The sequence below is a fragment of the Paenarthrobacter sp. Y-19 genome (assembly GCF_029223985.1).
GTDB lineage: Bacteria > Actinomycetota > Actinomycetes > Actinomycetales > Micrococcaceae > Arthrobacter > Arthrobacter nicotinovorans.
In genome coordinates this window covers 167687-188901 of sequence record NZ_CP119414.1, presented here as the reverse complement: position 1 = coordinate 188901, position 21215 = coordinate 167687, and the positions used below count along the sequence as shown (strand labels likewise).

Genomic DNA, 21215 nt, shown 5'->3' with positions numbered 1-21215 from the left:
GCCGAGTCATAGAGTATCTACTGAGAGCCGAATATGACATACAGCACATTTCAGCGAATTTGTCTTGTCACAATGGCCGCGATTCGTCATGGAAAGCAGCAACGGACCGCAGGGAACAACCCTGCGGTCCGTCGTGTGCAGCCAGCCGTAAAGGACTAGCCCTTGGGTGTCACCTGGAGCCGGTCAAACGAAACCTGCACGCCATCCTTGTCCAGGACCACGACGTCGTCGCGGCCGTTCTTGACATCCGAAGGCAGGATGAACTCCACGGTGTTATCGGTGGTGGGGAAGATCCAGCCGAGACGGTACATCGTCTTGTTGAGATAGACGTAGTACCACTGACCGTATTCAAGACCCTTGAGCTCTACCTTCTGTCCGGTCCGGTACTTGTCCGTCGTGCCCAGGTCAAAGGGCGGCGTCCGGCCATCGAAGTCCTGGACTGTCAGCGCAGGCACGTTGCCCGGCTTGGCCGGCTGGACAGTCAGTACCAGCGGATCCGCTGCCGCAGCCGCAGCCACTTCCGTTGCACCGTTGCGGGCCGTCGCCTCGAAACCCACTGCCGCAAGGCTTCCGGCGGCCACGTCCGCAGCTGTCAGGACATGCTCCCGGGTGGACGTCACCGTGGCGCCCTCAGCAAGCGCGACTGCGGAAATACCGGCGTCGGGGGCCTCCAACCCGGTTACCGCAACGTTGCCCGCGTTGCCCACCGTGTACGTGTAGGTCACGGGATCACCAGGGCTGGCGAAACGATCTCCGTCAGCGTCCCGCCATTCAGCGGAAACCGTTGCCGCAAGCTTCGGTTCGCGCACTTTGAGGTCCACCTCGCCGCCGTTCACCGTAATGGTCTTGGTGCTTTGGCCGGCAGCGCTGACCTCCCAGGTGGTGTCCGGGACGAAGAAGCCCTGCTCGGCTTCGGCGGCAGTCACCGTGTGCCGCGGGGTGGTGCACTCGTAACTTTGCCCCGCCGGCAACACGCTGTAACGGCAGTTCCCCGGACCCTCGGGAAGGAACGGGCTGAAGTTGCCGGCGGTGGGGACTGTTTTCTCCACCAAAGGGCTCGTGTTCTTCACCGTGAACGTGTACGGGACCAGCTCACCTGCGGCGTAGGGCCGGGTTGCGAGGTCACGCCCGACGTCGGCACGCGCCCCGCTGATGTCGGCCGTCAGCAGACCGTCGCGCAACGCGACCGCAGCACCAGTGAACTGCACCGTTTTGCTGAGCGACGGCGTCGCGCTGGCTGTGACGCTGAAGCTCGCGTCGGGCACGAAGTAGCCACGCTGGACGTCCGCAGCCGTGATCACATGCTTGGCAGTGGTGCAGTTGTACGCGGCGCCTGCGGCCAGGTTGTTGAACCGGCAGTTGGGAGCCGAGGGCGGCAGGAAGCCGGAATCGAAGGTTCCCGAGACCGGTACGGAGTTGGCCGTGACATTGGCCGTGCTCTTGACATTGAACGAGTAGCTGAGGACTTCGCCCACCTGGTAGGGGCTGGCCACGACATCGCGTGCGGGTGCAGAACCGGTGATGGTGAGGCCAACCTGGGGCGCCACCGGCACGGTGGCGGTGAAGGTGAACTGCGAAACCCGGCCATCCGCCGTCGTGAAGGCCGCGTTGAGGTTCTGCGGCCCGCTGGCGTTTGCCGGTGCGGTGAGGGCTACGTTGACGGTGACCGAGGCTCCCGGCGCGACGTCAGGAACCGGCACTGTGGTGGCCGACCAGCCGCTGGGTGTGTAAACAGTGGCGTTGGCGCCAGTGAGCGTGGTGGCTTCCTGGTTTGTCACGGTTACCGGCACTTGCTGCGTAGCTCCGGGAGCAGCGGTGACGGCCGGCACGGACAACGGTGCGCAAACGTAGTTCAGCCAGGCGTCGTCGAACTTGGCGAACGGCATGTTGTCCGTGTAGTTGCCCTCGTAGAGCACGCCGAACTTGCCATCCTCCAGCCGGGTCACAGTGGAGTACGCGGAGAAACCGGAGCGGATGGTGCGGACGCCCGGCCACGTAGCCCCGTCGTCGCAGGAGACACGGGCGGAGACATTTTCGCGGCCGGTCTTGGAGTTGGCGTTGGTGAAGATGAGCTTCCTGGCATCGGCCGAGCCCTGCGCGGCGTTCGGGAACATGCGCGCGATGGCTCCGTTGTTGGCGGGATCCGGAAGCTCCGTGTCCTGCGTGACCGGACCGTACGTGGCGCCGCCGTCAGTGGAAACGGCCACCTTGCGGTAGCCCTGGTTGGCATTGTCCCGGGAATTCAGGAGGACACGGCCGTCGGAGAGTTCAACGGTCTTGTTTTCGTCCATCCGGTCACCGACGTTGGCACCCTTGTGCCAGGTGGCGCCGTGATCGTCCGAATAGACGCTGTAGGCCTGGATCTTGTTGGTGCCGTCGGCCTGGCGCACATCGCCGGCGTACTGCTGGATGAGCCGGCCTTTGTACTGGCCGTACTTGAGCTGGATGCCTTCGCCGGAGGAGGCAAAGTTCGAGCGGACGTCCCCGGCCGCCGGGCTGGTCTTGCTGGTCCCGGGCTTGGTCACGTTGGTGATGAGCCGGGGCTGGCTCCAGGTGATTCCGCCGTCGGAGGACTCGATGACTGCCGAGGAGATCACTGCCCTGTCGGCGTCGTCGTTGCCGAACTGGCTGCCGCCGAAGCCTTGGTCCTTGGAGTAGACGAAGAAAGCGAAGACCTTGCCTGCTTCCGCGTCGTAGATGTAGGAGGGGTCGCTGTAACCGTATTTGGGTCCGCTGGCGTCAGCCACGTGACCCGCAGCGATGACCTGCACCGGCCCCCAGGTCTGGCCGCCATCAGTGCTGCGGCGTTGGACTATCGAGTTCGGGTTGGGTGCGTCGGCCGCTGAGCCGGGACGTCCGTCCCAGGCTGCCAACACCACATTGTTGCCCAGATAGGTCAGGGCGGGGATCCGGTAGAAGAAGTTGGCAGCCGTGCGGTCAGCGGCGATGTTGGCCTCGGTGAAGGTGCCGGGGGATGCAGAGGGGTTGTTGGGCGGGATGGGGGCGGCGGTGGCCGGAAGGCCGAGCCCGGCCAGCAGGCCCAGGCTCAGGGTCCCGGCAGCTGCGATGCGGGCGAGCGATGGTGCAGGGGGTATGGATTTCAAATCCAGTGTCCTTTCGAATCGGCTCCGGGTTGGCACTTCACGCGTGGTTGGTTCAGGGATTTGCGTGTAGTGCTACCTCGTGATGGGCGTTCGTGTTACGTGCTACGTCGAACGTCCTACAACCATAGAGTGCTGGCCGTCACATTGCCAGAGATGGAGCAGGAGCAGATGCGCGGCGGGATAAAGCGGTAGCCTCGAGTGCAAACTGCCCGACGCCCGTAAACCTTGGAGTTGCCGTGAAAATCCTCATCCCGGACACCATCGAACTGGACCTTTCCGATCCCGCAACCTCCGGGGACGAGATCGTGGTCTACGCAGTGGACAAGCCCATCCCCGGCGAGCACCGCGACGCAGAGGTTCTGGTGGCATGGCGGAACACGTCGGAGAACCTCGCCGATGCCGCCAAGGAAATGACCTCACTCAAGCTGGTCCAGACGCTCGCAGCCGGACCCGACTCCGTACTCGCCGCTGGATTCGGGGACACCACAGCCATCACGTCCGGACGCTCACTCCACGACGGCCCGGTCGCTGAACACGCGCTGGCGCTGGTCCTGGCTGCCGTGCGGCGCCTGGATGTCCTCCTGGAATCGCAAAAAGCCGCTACCTGGAACCAGCCGTACAACGCCGAGCAGTCCAACCCCGGCACCGAACAGCTCTACACGCTCGACGGCGCCAAGGTCACCATTTGGGGGTTCGGTTCCATCGCCGGGCGGCTGGCTCCCCTGCTGGCCGCGCTGGGCGCGGAGGTCACCGGCGTCGCAAGTTCCGCCGGCGAGCGCTATGGCTTCCCGGTGGTGGCCGCGGATGGGTTCCCGGAGGTCCTGGGCACCACGGACGTGCTGATTTCAATATTGCCCGCGACCCCGGAAACCGCCGACGCCCTCAATGACGAGGTCCTGCGTCATCTGCCGGCGACCGCTGTGTTCGTCAACGTGGGCCGCGGCGCGACGGTGGATGAAGACGCGCTGCTGGCAGCGCTGAAGGAGGGCCGCCTGCGATCAGCAGCACTGGATGTGACCAAGGTGGAACCACTGCCGGCCTATTCGGAATTGTGGTCGGCGCCCAACCTGATCATCACGCCCCACGTCGCGGGCAACCGCCCCAAGGGTTCGGCGAAGCTGGTCTTGGCCAACATTTCCGCCCTCAAGGAAGGCAAGCCGCTCGCCAATCAAGTGGCGGGCTGAACGAATCTCCACTTACTTGCGAAATTCCTTGGGTTCCCATCCCACGTAGTGCATGAGCCAACGTGAGGAAACCTATGTACCTGCACACCCAACTCCTGATCAACGGAATGCAGCGGACGAGCCCGGCTCCGCAGCAGCCAACGCCCTCCACGTCGGCCACATCCAGGACCGCAGGGCAATAGCCTGACAGCAAAAACGGGCCCGACCTCCCCAGTGCTCAGTTCACAGGAGGTGGGCCCACTTTTCGCTTAGTCAGCAATCAGGCGTGCTCGTAGGTAAGGCAATCGGCGGCTTCGCGGCCGGGTCCGACCTTGACGTCGTGGGCCTCGCACATGAGGTTGTTGTTGTGGACGCACTCGGACCGCTGGCAGGCGCCGACGTGGGCCAGGACCTTGGGCAGGCCGCCCATGGCATTGGTGTCAATGAAAGTTGCGCAGGAAGCGTGGTCCTGGGTTCCGCCGATGGTGATTCCAAAAGCGGTGCAGCCATCGTGGTTGAATCCGCAGCTGCCAACGCTACAGGCGGATACTTCTGCAATGTGATCGGTCATTGGTCCTCCTGGTTATCTTTGTGTTACCAGGGGGGTGAACCCCCGCGTGTATCTCCAAAGTACGCCGGAATCACGCCGTTTAACCCCTTTGAATAGCGCATTTGTACGTGCGCTAATGTCAGGTTCCCTACCGGGGTCCGCGCAGGGCGTCGCTGATTTTCGCCCGGGTCTCCGCGTCCAAGGGAGCTGTCACCCTGTGGTCGCGGGCAGCTTTGTCAGCCCTGATCTTTTGGATGACCATGCGGCCCAAACCTGCAAAAACGGCTGCGGCCACAACACCCAGCACCATCGATTTCGGTTTTTCAGCCATGCGGCAATCCTAGTGACGCCGGGCCGCGGCGGCCAGCGCCGACAGGCGCTCGTGCCTGCCGCCGTCGGACGTTCCCTTGGCACGATTTCCGCCGTGACGGCGGGGTGTCCTCGCAGAATCGGGCTGAATAGGGTATGTGCGCCGCTCCCGGTAGAATGGTTGTGCAAGCTCGCGGAGCGCCCCCATGCCGTTCAAACAATGCAGTTCACAACCGTGTTTAACCCTGTGTCCATAACGCTGTTTGAATGCGGCTGAACGGCGTGAGACGGCATCTCCGCGGCAGCCTTATTTAAGGTTCACCCAACTCACGCACAGGAGTTACCGGATGCCCCGGATCGTCGTTGACGTCATGCCCAAGCCCGAGATTCTGGACCCCCAGGGGAAGGCCATCGTGGGTGCACTGCCCCGCCTCGGCTTCAACAGCTTCAGCGCAGTCCGCCAGGGCAAGCGCTTTGAACTGACTGTCGACGGCGAGGTGACCGACGCTATCCTGGCCCAGGCCCGCGAAGCTGCCGAGACCCTCCTGTCCAACCCGGTGATCGAGGATGTCGTCAACGTCGAGGTCGTCGAGGCCTGATATGACTTCACTCCCCCTGATCGGCGAGGCTATCGCCGCCGACGCTTATGGTGCTCGTGGCCTCGCTGGTGCCAAGATCGGCGTCGTCACCTTCCCCGGCACCCTTGACGACCGCGACGCCGCCCGTGCAGTGCGTCTCGCAGGTGGCACAGCGGTGCCGCTCTGGCATGCCGACTCCGAACTCGGCGATGTTGACGCAGTCATCATCCCCGGCGGATTCTCCTACGGCGACTACCTCCGCGCAGGCGCCATCTCGCGTTTCGCACCGCTGATGTCCAAGATCATCGACGCCGCGAACTCCGACGCCAAGCTCCCGGTCCTGGGTATTTGCAACGGCTTCCAGATCCTCACCGAGTCGCACCTGCTGCCCGGTTCCATGATCAAGAACGACCACCTGAAGTTCATCTGCCGCGACCAGACGCTGCGCGTGGAAAACGCCAACACAGCCTGGACCGTGGACTACACCGATGGCCAGGAAATCATCGTGCCGTTGAAGAACCAGGACGGACAGTACATCGCCGACGAGAAGACCCTGGACGCCCTTGAGGCTGAGGGCCGCGTGGTGTTCCGCTACGTGGGCTTCAACCCAAACGGCTCCCGCCGCGACATCGCCGGTATCTCCAACGCAGCCGGCAACGTGGTGGGCCTCATGCCCCACCCCGAGCACGCAGTGGAGGCCGGCTTCGGCCCCGAGTCGCTGAACGGCGAACCCCGCGACACCGACGGCCTGGGCTTCTTCACCTCCGTACTGACCAAGATTGTGGGAGGCGACAAGTGACCACGGAAACCACCAAGAAGTTCAACATCGACACCGTTGAGCACGCTGCCAAGACCCCGGACACGGAACTCCCGTGGGCCGAGCTGGGCCTGAAACAGAACGAATTCGACGAGATCGTCAAGGTCCTTGGCCGGCGCCCCACCGGTGCCGAGCTGGCCATGTACTCGGTCATGTGGAGCGAGCACTGCTCCTACAAGTCCTCCAAGAACCACCTCCGCCAGTTCGGCGAGAAGGTCACCGAGGAAATGAAGAAGGACATGCTGGTGGGCATCGGCGAGAATGCCGGCGTCACCAACCTGGGCGACGGCTGGGCCGTAACGTTCAAGATCGAGTCCCACAACTCGCCGTCGTTCGTTGAGCCGTACCAAGGTGCCGCTACCGGCATCGGCGGCATCGTCCGCGACATCATTTCCATGGGCGCCCGCCCGGTAGCCGTGATGGACCCGTTGCGCTTCGGCGCCATCGACCACCCGGACACCGCACGCGTCATGCACGGTGCCGTTGCCGGCATCGGCGGCTACGGCAACTGCCTTGGCCTGCCGAACATCGGTGGCGAAATGGTCTTCGACTCCGTCTACCAGGGCAACCCGCTGGTGAACGCGCTGGCCGTGGGCGTAATGCGCCACGAGGATATCCGCCTGGCCAACGCCTCCGGCAAGGGCAACAAGGTTGTCCTCTTCGGTGCCCGCACCGGCGGCGACGGCATTGGCGGCGCCTCGGTGCTGGCCTCGGAGTCCTTCGATGACACCAAGCCGTCCAAGCGCCCGGCCGTCCAGGTGGGCGACCCGTTCGCTGAGAAGGTCCTCATCGAGTGCTGCCTTGAGCTCTTCAAGGGCTCCCTGGTTGAAGGTATCCAGGACCTCGGCGCTGCAGGCATTTCCTGCGCCACGTCCGAGCTCGCCTCCAACGGCGACGGCGGCATGGAGGTCGAGCTGACCTCGGTCCTGCTGCGCGACCCCACGCTGACCCCGGGCGAGATCCTCATGTCCGAGTCGCAGGAACGCATGATGGCCGTCGTTACCCCGGAGAACATCGAAGCCTTCGAAGCCGTGATGGACAAGTGGGCCGTGGAGTACTCCTGGTTGGGTGAAGTCACCGACACCGGCCGCCTCATCATCACCTGGGAAGGCGAAGTAATTGTCGACGTCGATCCCCGCACCGTCGCGCACGACGGCCCGGTCTACGACCGTCCGTTCGCCCGTCCGGAGTGGCAGGATTCCGTCCAGGCAAACTCCTTCACCGGTTCCGTTGAGGACGCCGGCCGCCCGTCGGCTCCCACCGAGCTGGCTGCGGCTGTCACCGAACTGGTGGCATCGCCCAACATGTGCAGCAAGTCCTGGATCACCAAGCAGTACGACCGCTACGTTGGCGGCAACACCGCCATGGCGTTCCCGGATGACGCCGGCGTAGTCCGTGTTGACGAGGAAACGGGCCTGGGCGTTGCCCTGGCCACCGACGCCAACGGCCGCTACACCTACCTTGAGCCGTACCAGGGCGCACAGCTTGCACTGGCTGAGGCCTACCGCAATGTCGCTACCTCCGGCGCCGTTCCGATGGCCGTCAGCGACTGCCTGAACTTCGGTTCCCCCGAGGACCCGGATGTCATGTGGCAGCTCGCCGAGGCCATCCGTGGCCTCTCGGACGCCTGCATGGAACTTGGCATCCCGGTAACCGGCGGCAACGTCTCTCTGTACAACCAGACCGGCACCACGCCGATCCACCCCTCCCCCGTTGTGGCGGTCCTGGGCAAGCTTGACGACGTCGCCCGCCGTACGCCGTCGGGCTGGCGTGAAGATGGCCAGGCCATCTACCTGCTGGGTACCACCGCAGCTGAGCTGGATGGTTCAGAATGGTCCAACCTGCGCGGACATCTCGGTGGCCTGCCGCCGAAGGTTGACCTCGCAGCTGAGCGTGCACTGGGTGAAATCCTGATCAACGCTTCACGCGACGGCATGGTCGACGCGGCACACGACCTCTCCGAAGGTGGCCTCGCGGCTGCTTTGGTGGAGTCCTCGCTGCGCTACGGCGTCGGCGCCCGCATCGCCCTTGAGGAACTCATGGAGCGCGACGGCGTGGACCTGTTCACGGCCCTCGTCTCCGAGTCCCAGGCCCGGGCCATCGTGTCCGTGCCGCGCTCCGAGGAAGTCCGCTTCAAGGACATGTGCACCGCCCGTGGCTTCGCCCACCTCCGGATCGGCGTCGTTGACGCTGCCGGTGGAAAGCTGGAGATCAACGGCGTGGATGAGCTCTCGCTGGACGCCCTGCGCGAAGCCCACGAAGGAACCCTGCCGAAGTACTTCGGCTGATCCTCTCCGCCTGAAGTGACGCGAGGTCACTTATGGCCCGTAAATCCCTCCGGGATGGGCCATAAGTGACCTCGCGTTTCCTTTAACCGGGCAAGGAAGTCGGCTTCGGGCAACGGCCTGCCGAAGAAATACCCCTGTCCGCTCGTGCAGCCAATACTCCGCAGCAACTCCGCTTCCCGCGCTGTCTCAATGCCTTCCCAGACCCCTTCCAGCCCGCACGAGCGGATGACTTGCTGGATTGCCGCCAGGAACTCCAGCTGGGACGGGTCCTTCTCCAGGTCCTTCACGAACTGCCGGTCGACCTTCACCCGATCCACGGGGAGTTTGCGCAGGTAGCCCATCGAGGAATAACCGGCGCCGAAATCGTCTATCTCCAGGCCTACACCCAGCCTGTGCAAGCTCATCAGGGTGTAACGGTCCAGCTCGTTGTTCTGGATGATGGCGCTCTCGGTAAGTTCCAGGACCAGCGAATCCGAGGACAATCCTTCCTTTTGGAGAACGTCGCGGACGTCGTCCACGAATTCCAGGCTTTGAAGGTCGGCGGCAGAGACGTTGATGCGCATGGAGAAGGCGGGATCCGACGTCGCCGGGTTATCCCGCCACTGCCTCAGCTGGCGCATTGCTGTGCGAAGCACCCACCTGCCCAGTTCCGCAATCAACCCGGTGGCCTCTGCCACGGGAATGAACTGGTCCGGCATGATGAGCCCGTGTATCGGATGGTTCCAGCGGACCAGGGCCTCGCAACCCTCAATGGTTCCCGTGGCAAGGTCAACGATTGGTTGGTAATAGAGGACCAGCTGCTCAGAGCGGATCCCCTCCCTCAAGTCGCCCACGATCTGCCGCTGGAGTTGCCGGGAATGCAGGGTCACGGGATCGAACAGCTTGAGCTTGTTCCGGCCCTCGCTCTTGGATTCCTCCAGGGCGAAATCGGCTTCCTGGAGGAGGTCCTCCAAGGTGTGGTGCGGCTCGGCGATCCGCAGGCCCATGCTGGCAGCACACTGGACACTGTTGTTGCCGAGGTCGATGCCGGGTTCCAGCGCGGCCAGGATGCGGTTCCCCACGGCGGCAGCCCGGTTCTTGGGGGTGCCGGGCATCAACACAGCGAATTCGTCGCCACCCAGGCGGGTGACGACGTCGTTCTCCCGGACTGCCGAGCGGATGCGCATGGCAACGGTGACCAGAACCTGGTCCGCTGCCGCATGGCCCGCAGAGTTCTTCAACGTCTTGAATCCGTCCAGGTTCAACAGGAGCAGCGCGGGCGGGGCGATGCTGTTGGCCATGGCAGCCGCGGCTTCCTTGAAGGCATCGGCCAGGGCCAGCCGGTTGCCGACACCTGTCAGGGGGTCGGTAAGGGCCTCATGGCGTCGTTCATTCCGGACCTCATGGAGTTCTTGCATGAGTGCCCGGACCTGCCGTTCCAGGCTTTGTATTCGGGGGTCGTCATCATCGGTGGACACCAGCCGGCGAGGCTTGGTACTGGTCACGATTCGTCCAGGCTGCGCAGCGTCATATCGGCTACGGCCTGGGGCTTGGGAACCGGGTTGCGGTGCTCGTCCAGGAACAAGCGATAGGAAGCGATATCCAGCCGGCCGTCGGGCTTTGCCTTGTTGCCCATGCGGTAGACGTTTGTGATCCATGACCCGCCCAGGATGGCCTCGATCCAGGCATCGCATTCAGTTAGCGGGAGATGGACGCGCGTGCCGGTGTTCCGCCGGTGGCCGGCGATGGACACTGTGATGCAACTTCCCAGGAGACCCTTGTCCGCAGTGAACCAGGCAAGGCCTTCAACATCGGCCACGATGGTCAGGTTGGCGTTTCCGTCCTCAACGGACTGGACAGGACCCATCCGCACCGAGCGCCGGTCCGCGTTCAAGGATGTGACTGTTCCGGCTTTGTAGGGAGCACTGGTGATGTCTTTCCTGAAGACGGACAACTCCTGGCTGTGCTGGATCTGGATCCTGGTGGTCAGTTCATTGAGCGTCATGATCGTGCCTCATCCGCAATAGTGGCCGCCTCGAGGCGGTCGGCTCCTACAATCCGGTTTCTTCCTTGTGCCTTGGCACTGTAAAGCGCTGCGTCAGCTACCTCGATCATGAAGTTCAGATCGGCTCCGGCAGAGATGCTGGACGTAACTCCATAGCTGATGGTGGGGAACGGGATACCTTCCGGTGTGCGCATGCCTGCGGTCCGGCGGCTGATTTCGACGGCGATGCTCTCAGCCCGCTCCTGTGTGGCCCCGGGCAGGAAAAGGATGAACTCCTCCCCGCCGTAGCGTCCAATGAGGTCCGTGGACCTCACGGACGCGGCGCAGGCCGCAGCGAAGGCCTTCAAGGCCTCATCCCCGGCGCCATGACCGTATTCGTCGTTGACTGCCTTGAAGTGATCCAGGTCTGCCAGGACCACGGCAGCGCCGGATCCTGTGGAGTACAAACGGTGGAGCTCGGTGGTGGCCAGTTCGAGGAACGTTCCACGGTTGAGCAGGCCGGTCAGGTGGTCGCGGGCCGCCCGCTCCTTCAAACCCTTGATGAGTTGGTCGCTGGTGAGGGCCGTCATACTGAAGGACACCGTCACCAACAGCACCAGCGAAACCAGGCCCGACGGTCCGGGACCGAAGTACATACGGAAGGCCTCACTTGCCGGCCCTTCCAGTGCATAGACCGTAAAGCGGCCCAGATAGTACGTGGCCAGGAGACCTGCTGCCAGCGACAAAGCCTTGTGGACCTGGGAATGGGAAGCTTTGATCAGCCAAAGATCCCGGGCGGCCAAGGCAATCCCGGTGGCCATCATGGCCAGATAGACGAAGCCCCCGGACCAGACATTGGTGGCGGGGCTTTCGAGGACAGAAGCAACAGCAGTGACCACAGGACCTGCGGCAAGTTGCCAGCGGGCGGTCTTGAGGTCCCGCAAGGAGCGGGCTCCGGCCCACACGCTGAATGCTCCAGCCACCACCAGGACGTTTCCCACCGGATTGGCCCATTGCTGATGCGGGGACCCGTTGAGCAGGAAGGCTGTGTTACCGGCCATGAATTGCAGCAAGGCCAGGCTCCACCAACCGGCATACGGCGAACGGGTGCGGTGGAAGGAGGTACAGAACAACACCAAGAGGGTTACTGTGACGACGCCCAGGGCGACTCTTACAGAGAACGGATCGAGCACCGTGTCCAACCCCCTCAGCTGGTCATCCTGCGGCTTTGGATTCAGTGTGGCGGTGCTTACTCAACCTCTCTGCGGCATTTGCTCAAGATTGGCTCAAGATCAGGTGCGGTACGTCACCCGACCCAGTGGCCGTCGTCGTGGTATTCCGCCTCCAGCCCGTGCGGGGTCTTCTCCCATTTATGGGGGCTGGTCAGCATCTGCCAGGCCGCGCGCCACGCCGCCACGGAATGCAGGACCCAGTAGAACGGGTTCAGCAAGGCAAAAATCGCGATCCTCCAACCATGCCTGCGGAAGGTGGCGACACCGGAGACGATGATCATCATGGCATTGCCGAACAGCATGGACACCACCCCTCCGGCCAGCAACCAGCCGGGAAGGACCAGGCCTACGATGTCGTAACCGATGTAGGTCACCACGGTGAATCCAACCACCAGCGGATAAGCCAGGAAGGCCAGCGGCGTGCCGAGGATCAGCCCAAGGAAGCCTACGGTTCCGGCTACCCCCGTGCTCTTGATGTACCTCAGGGAGTTCCGGGTATTCACCGCCGAGGTAATCATGTACCCCTTGATCCAGCGGGTGCGTTGCTTAATCCAGGCAGGCACCTGTGAACAGGCCTCCTCCCACGTTGTGGAGTCGATGACACCCACCCGGTAACCGTCCACGGCTGCCCGAAGTCCCAGGTCCGCGTCCTCTGTCACGTTCCACGGGTCCCACGCGCCAACTTCCTTGAGCAGCGCGGTGACGAAGTGGTTGGACGTGCCGCCCAGCGGCAACGGGATCCCGGAGTTGTCCAGGCCCGGGAGCATGGAATCGAACCAGTGCGTGTACTCGATGGTGAACAGGCGCGTGAGCACGTTCTGGTCGGCGTTGAAGTAATTCAGCGCGGCCTGGACACAGATGAGCGGTTTGCGGCCGGGGTTCAGGTGCTCCCGCTCGAACTCATCCCGTTTGAAGGCTGCAATGGAAGCCCTCAGCTGTCCCGGATCAGGGCGGTCCTCGGCGTCGTAAATGACCACGTATTCGCCCCGCGCAAACGTCAGTCCGTAATTGCACGCCCTTGGCTTGGTTTGGGGCTCGCCCCGCGGAACGATGAGGATACGGACGTACTCCGGCGGCCTGGAGGCCTTGGCCGCGGCGATGGTCTCGGCGTCGTCTTCCTCCAGGAGGACCAGCACATCCAGCTTGGACCGGGGGTAGTCCAGCTGCCCCAGGTTCGTCAGCAGTTTGTCGATGATGTTGGCCTCGCGGAACACCGGGACGAGGATCGTGTAGACGGGCAGTTCGGAATCCGGAATCCGCTCATCGGCCACCGGCGGAAGGCCGCGTCGTGCACGTTCCTTGTTCCGTGCCCGGACCACTGCCGCCTCGTGGAGCTTGTCGAAAGGCCGGCGGAGACTGGCCAACGTCTTGAATCCGATGCTGATCAGGAAGACGATGTTCGCTGCAGCCAGCAGCACGATGACCGCCGTCAGCGGCGAGATCACGAACCCCACCATGATTGCCGCTACAAGGACCACAGGAAGGTACCGTTGCCACGGCGTCAACGCGATGCGAGCGGAGTCACCCGGCCGTTCCTCGGCCAGGCGTTCAGCGGATTCGTAAAGCAGGTGGCGCCTGAAGGAGCGTTGGATGGATTGGTTGATGTCCCAGTCCGTCGTAGTGCGGAAGACGACGTCGGTGGCCCCGAACTTCGCTGCTGCTTCCTCGGCGATTGCCGCGGACGGAACAACCGCCGTCGCCACGGTCAGGACGCCGTCCTCGCTGCGCCACGGCAACCATTGAGGTTCCGCAAGCTCGCTGAAAATGAGCTGCTCCATGAGTTCGTCCGCTGGTGGCTCGGCCACCAGATCCACCAGCGGGGCGTCCCACTGCCGGGCCAGCACTTCATAGATCCGACGCCGGTCCAGCCCGGCTTCCAGGATCAAGTGCCGTCCCAGCAAACCGCCTTCGATCGCGGCCCGATCCAGTGCACGCTGCAGTTGTTCAGGGGTCACAAGGCCTGCGGCGAGCAGTGTCTGGCCGATCGACTGCCGGTTGAACTGTCCTTTGACGAGGGAAGCAGGGGTCATGAATCCGAGGACCTTTCATAGATCCGGTGCGTGGGCGTGGAAAAGGCGACGGAGTAGCGCACGCCGAAGGAAGGGTTCTTGATGATCGCCTGGTAAACGAGGTCGGTGGGGCCCGAATCCCGCGCTCCTGTACCTGCTTCGACGTTGACGAACACCCATTTGGCATACTTGGCCGGATCATCCAGCGCAGGAGCGAAGTAATCGCCGGAGGCCCTGTTGTAGATTTCCTTGAGCGGGATGCCCATCACTGGAAGCACTGCGTTTCCGCGTGCGCTTTCGTCCATCAGGATCCCGCCGGATTCGTAGTGCTGGTTCAGCCAACGGGCGGCGGCGGTGGAGTTGGTGGTGGATTCAGCTGACATCCTGCCTTCCGCCAGGACGGCCAACCTCCCGGTGGGGTCCTCGTTCCACCACACGTTCTGCACCACCAATGCACCCAGCAAAGCACAGATCAGCCAGGGCCGGAGCCGCGCCGGCCGGGTCAGTTCCTGCACGAAGACGGCCACCAAAACCGCTACCAACGGCAACGCCGTCAGGGCGAAGCGGTTGTTCCACCAGGTAGTGGGAAGCGAGTGGTCATTGTTGATGGCCGTTTGGCCCAGGAAAAGGCTCAACAGCGCAAAGGCGTAGGCGCTGCCGGTCACCGCCACCAGGAGGGTGCTGTTCGCGAAGCCCCTCCTGAAGACCAGCACGACGGCGCCGCACGCCGCCAGGGCGAGGACCACCACCCCCGCGGTTTCCAGCAACGACCAGTGGAAAGTAGTCAGCGTCAGTCCGAGGTTGCCCTTGGTAGGCAACAGGCCGCCGTCGGTGATGTTTTTCTGCTGCGCGTAAGCGGAATACTGCCCGAACATGAACTCAAGCGGGTTGCCGTAGATGGCCCAGTTGTACGAAAGCCACCACAGCACCGCCGCAGCAGGGATCATCACGTAGCCGCCGGCCATGGTGAGGGCTTCGCGCCATTGGCCTGTGCGGCGTTTGGAGACGATCAGCACGAACAGCGTCCCGGTCATCACCAGCGCCCACCCCTCATAGCGGGAGAGGACGGCTGCGGCCGAGGGAATGCCTGCGAAGACAGCCAGTTCACCGGCGCTCATCCGACGCCGGCTGGTGGACCAATGTGCCAGCCCTGCCATGCCGCCCACGATGCACATGATCAGCACGGGTTCGGTCAAAGCAGTGGTGTAAACGTAGAGGACCGCCGGGTTCGCCAGGACCACCAGTGTGGTCGCCAGGCGGCCCGCCCGGCCCAAACCGAGGCGCGCTGCGATCAGGTACAGGCCCGTGGCGGTAGCGGACAAGGCGAGGATCCCCAATAGTCCCGCAGCCCAGCCCGTGCTGAACAGCCACATGTTCACCACGAACGGCGCCAGCAGAAGGTGGGGCATGGGCAGCCACACCGTGCCGAGCTGTTCAAAGCCGGGCGCCTTGCTGTCGAAGATGCGCCGGGCGATGGTCAGGTGGCTTTGGGCGTCGGAGTAGTCCAGGTTGGTGCCGTGGCCGATGGTGTACAGGCAAGCAACGTAGCCCACCACTGCGGCCAACAAGGCCACAATCCTGGTGCCCGGGACCTTGCGTCCGTCCACCGGGGCGCCGAGCCGTTCCCAACCCCGGATCATCAGCGATGACAGGGACCGCAGCACCGGCTGCCGGTGGGCAGCGCGGCGCCGCGTGGCAACGCTAGTTGCCATGGCCCGGTTCGGTCGCCTTCTGTTCAGCGTCCACGTAGGCCTGAGCTTCCTTGGCCCGGCGCCGCATCAGGATGGTGCGGGCGGCGAACGCGAGGCCCAGCACCAGCACTGCACCGCCGATCCACCCGGCGTAGGGACGGTAGTCGTCGGTGACGGCCTTCTGCGGAACCACCACGTTGCTTTCCAGCAAGACCGGCGTACCCGAGGGCTGGGTGACCAGGAGGTTCCGGGACAATGATGCCCAACCGCCGTCAACACCACTGATGTGCGAGGTCAGGGAAGCCTGCAACGCAGCCGCGGAAGCGTCGCCGTCCGGTGCCCATGCCCCGAGGAGCAAAAGATCACGGCCGCCTTGTTCGAACGCCTCCAGGACACCGAACGGTGCCGACGTGCCCACCCCGTATTCGACGTCCTTCGGGGAGATGGTGCGGAACTCGGCCAAACGCAGGGGTGCCGAGAGCTTGTCGGCAACATCGCCGGTGGCGCCCACCACCAGTCCGGACTCGCTGGAGCCGGCCAAGGTATCCAGGCCCACCACCCGGGTGTCCAGCAGGGTGGCGCTCTGCCGCTGCAGGGAAGCTACCAGGGTGGCCGCGTTCACGGTGTTTGCCTGCGCGTTGCCGTCGCCGAACGCTACGGGAACACTCTGTCCCAGGGCCTGGGGGAACCGTGCAAAACCGGCCTTCATGGAACCGCCCCGGGCGGCAGTCAGCGTGCTGCCTGCCGTGTCCACGGTGACCTCCATGGGCATCACACCTGCGGGGCCGGTGCAATCACCGCCCGCGGGAAGGGCCGCGAGCCGGATCCGGAGGCCGTTGTTCGCCTGAAGCTGCCCGGCTGGTACTTCGGCGTCCACCGAAAAGCTGTCACCGCCGTCGAGGTTCCTGGAGCTAAGCAGGTAATCGTTCCAGAAGACGGAAAGCTGAGCCTGGGCGTTGGCCGGGACCGCCGTGTGCGTGCCCTTGAGCTGGACCTTCACTGATTGGACGGGACCGCCGAACTGGGACTGTGTGACTCCCACGTACGATTCCGGCGTGCCGTATCCGGAGAGTTTCAGGGTGCTGCTGCCCAGGTCCTTGAGGCTTTGCGTCAGGCCGGGCGACGCAGGCAATGCGGACGTCAACCCGGTGACGGACGACGTCACGGCGAGCGCTGTATTGTCGCTGGCCAGTGCGCGCGCGGCGGTACGGAGCTGTTCGTCATGGCCGCTGAGGATGAGCTGCGGGAGGCCGGCTGTGGTGGAGAGTTTGGTGCTGGTTTCGCCTTGGTCACCCACGACGCTGAGGACCCGGCTGCCCGCAGGAAGGCCGGCCACCCGGGCGGCAAGTCCGGCTTCCGGGACCACGCTGACAGAGGCGTCCGGGTAGCGGTGCGTCATCGAGGCGGCGGCAGTCATGACGGCTGCGGAAACATCGGCACCCGGGTCCGCCGGGACGGGAAGTACGACGGCGGGCACGGACACCGGGAAGAACCCGCCGACGGTCGTGGGAACCTCCGCGGTTCCGGAGAAATCGACTGCGAGGTTGTTCAGCGTGGCTGTGGCGTTTGAGAGGACGCACATAGTCTGCGCCGCCGGGATGAACTGCAGTCCCACGGTCATCTGTTGGTTGATGACGTCTGCGCTGCTCACTGCCTGGTCCAGGGCGATGGCTGCTGCTGCGTTGGTTTCGAGGACTATCCTGCCGTTGACCGTTGCGCGGACTGTTCCTTCCGGCTTTCCGGAGACCACGATGCTGCCCTTGATCCGCGTGGGCTCCAATCCCGCAGTCACCGGAACCACAAGTGTCTGCTCCACCTGGCCGGCCATGGCCGACACGCTGGAGGTCGCCCGGACCACTGCTCCCTGCGCGGGCCCGGCCGAAGCCATAGGGGCCGTGATGGCGGAAACCGCGAGGGTGGCGGCGCAGGCGATGAGTATGGCTGTGGTGCGGGATCGGGCGCGGGCTCTGGCAGGGTTTTGGGTCACGATGTCAGTCCTGGGTAACTAGCAGCGGATGAGTCGGGGGCCCTTTTGGGCCACCTCATAGACACTGCCGGGCCGAACTCAAGACGCCTTGCTGCGTTCGATCAAGATTCCCTCAAGACCTCAAACAAGGCGGGGTCACTTTTGGCCCGTAAACGCCCCTGACATGGGCCTTAAGTGACCCCGCGTTGCTGTTGAATGGGGTTTATGTGGATCGGGTGGATCGAATTTGATGTCCTGCTGGGCGATGTTCACAGCCTGAAGGAGAAGCGTTCGCTGGTCCGGCCGCTGGTCGCCGAACTCAAGCGCCGCTTTGAGGTCTCCGCAGCTGAGACCGGCTTCCAGGACCAGCACCGGCGCGCTTTGATTGGCGCTGCTGTGGTGGCCCCTGACCACGCCCACCTTCAGCAAGTGCTCGACGCCGTTGAACGTTTCGTGGCTGCCAGGCCTGAATTTGAGCTGCTTAGCGCACGGCAGCGGGAGTTGCACAGCGAAGATTAGTAGCCGATGACGGCCCATCGGGTGGAGTCCAAGTGCGCATCGATGGCTTGGTGGGCCGCTTCCAGGCTTCGGCTGCGCAGGGCGTCCACAATCAGTTGATGCTCGCGAAGCACATCACCGGCGCGATCCGATCCCCGGGACACTGCTTTGACGCCGATTCTCAGCTGCTTCTGCCGGAGCGAGGCGTAGAAGTCGGCGAGGACCGGATTTCCGCCGGCCTGAACCATGAGCGTATGGAACTCGGTATCCAGCTCAATGAAGCGCGCGGGATCGTCCTTGGCTTCCCGTTGCTGGTCGATGACGCTCTGGAAAGCGTCGATCTGTCCGTCGGCCATGGTGTCCAGGGCTGACACGGCCCACTTTTCCACCACGGCCCTGGCCTGCAGGATTGCCCGCACATCGGGGTCGGAAATTGGGGGCACGAACGCGCCCTTATGGGGGATCCGCTTGACGAAGCCTTCCGCTTCGAGGCGCAGCAGGGCCTCCCGTACCGGCGTACGGGATGTGCCCGTGGTCTTGGCGAGGACGGCCTCGTTGAGGAACGTTTCCTCCTCCCGCGGGAGGGCAGCGATGTAGCTTTTCATCCACTGATAAGCCACTTCGGGCTGGGATTGCGCAGTGGGAGTCATTTGGATCATGGAGAGCCTTTCTCGCGAAGCCCAGTATACGAGTTGCCTCCAGGAGGGTCCCGGACGTCTGGAAGAATCTTTAACCCCAACTATAGACAGGTTGTATACAACTCGTCTACAGTAGTTTTCAGTGGCGGCTCAAGTGATTCCGCTCACGCACTGGAACCCCTCAATTTCTTGGGACATCGGCCCGCCTCACAAGAAGCCCGGCCGCTCCCAATCGCAAAAGGATCCCCACAATGACCGATTTGAAGAAAGCCGAGCCAAGGCAGCAAAAGCACTCCAGCTTGCCCGTGGTTGCTGCTTCGAGCCTCGCCGGTACGGCAGTGGAATGGTACGACTTCTTTCTCTACGGCACAGCCGCTGCCCTGGTATTCAATAAGCTCTTCTTCCCCACGGACGATCCCCTCGTCGGCACCATGCTGGCGCTGGGCACATTCGCCGCCGGCTTCCTCGCCCGGCCCCTCGGCGCGATTGTCCTGGGGCACCTTGGCGACAAACACGGCCGACGCGCCACGTTGGTAGCAAGCCTCATGCTCATGGGGGTCGCGACGACCCTCATCGCCTTCATCCCGTCATACGCGGCCATTGGTATTGCAGCACCGTTGCTGCTGCTGTTGCTGCGGCTGATCCAAGGGTTCGCACTCGGAGGGGAATGGGGCGGCGCTGTCCTTCTTGTGTCGGAGCACAGCAATGACAGTTCACGCCGCGCGTTCTGGTCCTCCTGGCCGAACGTGGGCCCGCCCCTGGGCAATCTCATGGCAGCCGGCGTGCTCGCTATCCTCGCCGGCACCTTGCCGGAGAGCGAATTCCTTGCATGGGGCTGGCGCATAGCATTCGGATTGTCCGCATTGCTGGTCATCATTGGCCTGGTCCTCCGCCTCTACGTGCAGGAAACACCGCTGTTCAAAGAAGCGCAGCGGAAGCGCGAGACCATGGCAGTGTCCGAGCGCAAGATGCCCTTGGCCATCCTTTTCCGCCGCAACTGGCGCGAAATCCTCATCGCCACAGGAAGCCGCATGGGTGAGAACGCAGGCTTCTACATCTACTCGCTGTTCATCATCACGTACGTCACCCAAATCATGGGATTGCAAAGGCAAGCCGGACTCACCGCCGTCATGATCGGTCAGGCAGCGGCCGTCGTCGCTATTCCTGTCCTGGCCATCTACGCGGACCGCGTAGGCCGGAAGCCCATCATGATCGGGGCTTCGATCGCCACCGTCATCTGGGCATTCGCCTTCTTTGCCCTCCTCAACACCGGACAGATGTGGGGCATCATCGCCGCGGCGGTAGGTGGCCTGTTGATCTTCGCCGCGTACAGCTCGGTGATCGGCGCCTTCTTCTCCGAACTCTTCCCCACCGATGTCCGGTACAGCGGCACCTCCGTGGCCTACAATCTGGCTTCGCTGATCGCCGGGTCGCTGTCTCCCATCATTGCGTTGGCTCTCTACAGCGCCTTCGGTACGGGCTACGCGATCGGCATCTACCTGGCAGGGATGGGCCTGATCTCCATGGTCTCGGTGATGTTTGCTAAGGAAACCAAGGGCCTGAAGCTCAGTGATCTGGACGAGCCGAGCAGCAAAGAGAAGGAACAAGCATGAAAATCGCATTGGTCCAGGTAGCCAGTCCGGACACCGAAAGCCGCGGGGACCGGATCGACCGGGTCGAGAAAATTCTTCGCAACATCAGCGGCGCCGAGCTGATCGTCCTCCCGGAACTGTGGAGTGCAGGCTACTTCCACTTCGATGACTACGCGACCCTGGCAGAGACACTCTCCGGCCCCACCGTTTCAATGTGCTCACGGGTTGCGAAAGAACTGGGCATCCATCTCCATCTCGGCAGCATCATTGAAGCCGGCGCGGACGGGCAACTCAGCAACACATCAATCCTGCTGGGCCCGGACGGCAGCGTGGTCCACACCTACAGGAAGATCCACGTCTTCGGTTACAAATCTAAGGAAGCCAGTCTCCTGACAGCCGGGGCCGCACTGCCCGTGGTCCCGCTCCCCTTCGGGGCCACGGCAGGAATCACGTGCTACGACCTGCGTTTCCCGGGGTTGTGGATGGAGCTGAGCACCCGCGGCGCAGAAATCGTGATCGTTCCGGCAGCCTGGCCCGCCGCCCGGCGCGAACACTGGCGTCTCCTCACCACCGCCCGCGCCCTGGAGCATCAGATCTTCGTGGTTGCCTGCAACGCTGCCGGTGTCCAGGAGGGCGTGGACCTCGGCGGCCACAGCAGGGTGGTGGATCCCGCCGGCAACGTGCTGGCCGAGGCCGACGCCGGGGAGTCAGTGCTCATGGTGGACATCGATCCGCAGCAGGTGGGCATTGTCCGCAACGAGTTCCCGGTGCTCAATGACCGCTTGGCCAGCTACGAAACTCTGACCGTCTAGAGGAA

General features: G+C 63.6%; 17 protein-coding genes. 7 read left to right on the top strand and 10 right to left on the bottom strand.

Annotation, left to right across the window (positions count from 1 at the left end):
• Positions 1–155: 155 nt before the first annotated feature.
• Positions 156–3104 (bottom strand): exo-alpha-sialidase, encoded by a 2949-nt coding sequence (locus PYR64_RS00935; protein WP_275777802.1) that lies wholly within the window; start codon positions 3102–3104, stop codon positions 156–158.
• A 236-nt stretch (positions 3105–3340) separates the two neighbouring features.
• Between PYR64_RS00935 and PYR64_RS00930 the strand changes: the two genes are divergently transcribed.
• Positions 3341–4288, top strand: a complete 948-nt coding sequence (locus PYR64_RS00930) for a phosphoglycerate dehydrogenase (RefSeq protein ID WP_275777800.1) — start codon at positions 3341–3343, stop codon at positions 4286–4288.
• A gap of 259 nt (positions 4289–4547) precedes the next feature.
• Here PYR64_RS00930 and PYR64_RS00925 read toward each other — a convergent pair whose 3' ends face one another.
• Both PYR64_RS00925 and PYR64_RS00920 read right to left on the bottom strand, forming a co-directional pair.
• A complete protein-coding gene (locus PYR64_RS00925; RefSeq protein WP_018779990.1) occupies positions 4548–4838 on the bottom strand; it encodes a DUF1540 domain-containing protein in 291 nt (96 codons plus the stop codon).
• A 127-nt stretch (positions 4839–4965) separates the two neighbouring features.
• A complete protein-coding gene (locus tag PYR64_RS00920) occupies positions 4966–5148 on the bottom strand; it encodes a hypothetical protein (protein ID WP_018779991.1) in 183 nt (60 codons plus the stop codon).
• Positions 5149–5473: 325 nt separating this feature from the next.
• On the opposite strand from PYR64_RS00920, the gene purS reads away from it, so the two are divergent.
• Genes purS through purL form a run of 3 tightly spaced genes read left to right on the top strand, consistent with a single transcriptional unit; the run spans position 5474 to position 8809 of the window.
• A complete protein-coding gene (purS, locus tag PYR64_RS00915) occupies positions 5474–5725 on the top strand; it encodes a phosphoribosylformylglycinamidine synthase subunit PurS (RefSeq protein WP_011773385.1) in 252 nt (83 codons plus the stop codon).
• Position 5726: 1 nt separating this feature from the next.
• Positions 5727–6503, top strand: coding sequence for a phosphoribosylformylglycinamidine synthase subunit PurQ (purQ, locus tag PYR64_RS00910; RefSeq protein WP_018779992.1), 777 nt, complete (start codon positions 5727–5729; stop codon positions 6501–6503).
• On the top strand, positions 6500–8809 hold the full coding sequence (purL, locus tag PYR64_RS00905) for a phosphoribosylformylglycinamidine synthase subunit PurL (RefSeq protein WP_275777785.1): 2310 nt from the start codon (positions 6500–6502) through the stop codon (positions 8807–8809). Before purQ ends, purL begins: the two co-directional genes overlap by 4 nt.
• 26 nt (positions 8810–8835) lie before the next feature.
• Here purL and PYR64_RS00900 read toward each other — a convergent pair whose 3' ends face one another.
• The 6 genes from PYR64_RS00900 to PYR64_RS00875 form a co-directional block, all read right to left on the bottom strand.
• Positions 8836–10293: a bifunctional diguanylate cyclase/phosphodiesterase gene (locus PYR64_RS00900; RefSeq protein WP_275777783.1), complete on the bottom strand. Its 1458-nt coding sequence runs from the start codon at positions 10291–10293 to the stop codon at positions 8836–8838.
• Entirely contained in the window at positions 10290–10793 is a 504-nt protein-coding gene (locus PYR64_RS00895; protein WP_275777781.1) for a hypothetical protein, read from the bottom strand. Before PYR64_RS00895 ends, PYR64_RS00900 begins: the two co-directional genes overlap by 4 nt.
• Positions 10790–11974 (bottom strand): GGDEF domain-containing protein, encoded by a 1185-nt coding sequence (locus PYR64_RS00890; RefSeq protein ID WP_079582727.1) that lies wholly within the window; start codon positions 11972–11974, stop codon positions 10790–10792. Before PYR64_RS00890 ends, PYR64_RS00895 begins: the two co-directional genes overlap by 4 nt.
• A gap of 104 nt (positions 11975–12078) precedes the next feature.
• Positions 12079–14034, bottom strand: a complete 1956-nt coding sequence (locus PYR64_RS00885; protein ID WP_079582725.1) for a glycosyltransferase — start codon at positions 14032–14034, stop codon at positions 12079–12081.
• Positions 14031–15725 carry a hypothetical protein gene (locus PYR64_RS00880; protein ID WP_079582723.1) on the bottom strand — a complete coding sequence of 565 codons (1695 nt, stop codon included), beginning with the start codon at positions 15723–15725 and terminating at the stop codon, positions 14031–14033. The genes PYR64_RS00885 and PYR64_RS00880 overlap by 4 nt, the downstream gene beginning before the upstream one ends.
• On the bottom strand, positions 15715–17691 hold the full coding sequence (locus tag PYR64_RS00875; protein ID WP_275777777.1) for a cellulose biosynthesis cyclic di-GMP-binding regulatory protein BcsB: 1977 nt from the start codon (positions 17689–17691) through the stop codon (positions 15715–15717). Before PYR64_RS00875 ends, PYR64_RS00880 begins: the two co-directional genes overlap by 11 nt.
• Positions 17692–17895: 204 nt before the next feature.
• Between PYR64_RS00875 and PYR64_RS00870 the strand changes: the two genes are divergently transcribed.
• Complete coding sequence (locus tag PYR64_RS00870) at positions 17896–18189, top strand: DUF503 domain-containing protein (protein WP_018780000.1); 294 nt, start codon at positions 17896–17898, stop codon at positions 18187–18189.
• Here PYR64_RS00870 and PYR64_RS00865 read toward each other — a convergent pair.
• Positions 18186–18827 carry a GntR family transcriptional regulator gene (locus tag PYR64_RS00865; RefSeq protein ID WP_026267479.1) on the bottom strand — a complete coding sequence of 214 codons (642 nt, stop codon included), beginning with the start codon at positions 18825–18827 and terminating at the stop codon, positions 18186–18188. The two genes, PYR64_RS00870 and PYR64_RS00865, sit on opposite strands and share 4 nt — an antisense overlap.
• A 230-nt stretch (positions 18828–19057) precedes the next feature.
• On the opposite strand from PYR64_RS00865, the gene PYR64_RS00860 reads away from it, so the two are divergent.
• Together PYR64_RS00860 and PYR64_RS00855 are read left to right on the top strand one after the other, a co-directional pair.
• Positions 19058–20419 (top strand): MFS transporter, encoded by a 1362-nt coding sequence (locus PYR64_RS00860; protein WP_039239561.1) that lies wholly within the window; start codon positions 19058–19060, stop codon positions 20417–20419.
• Positions 20416–21210 carry a carbon-nitrogen family hydrolase gene (locus PYR64_RS00855; protein WP_275777774.1) on the top strand — a complete coding sequence of 265 codons (795 nt, stop codon included), beginning with the start codon at positions 20416–20418 and terminating at the stop codon, positions 21208–21210. Before PYR64_RS00860 ends, PYR64_RS00855 begins: the two co-directional genes overlap by 4 nt.
• The last annotated feature ends 5 nt before the right edge of the window (positions 21211–21215 follow it).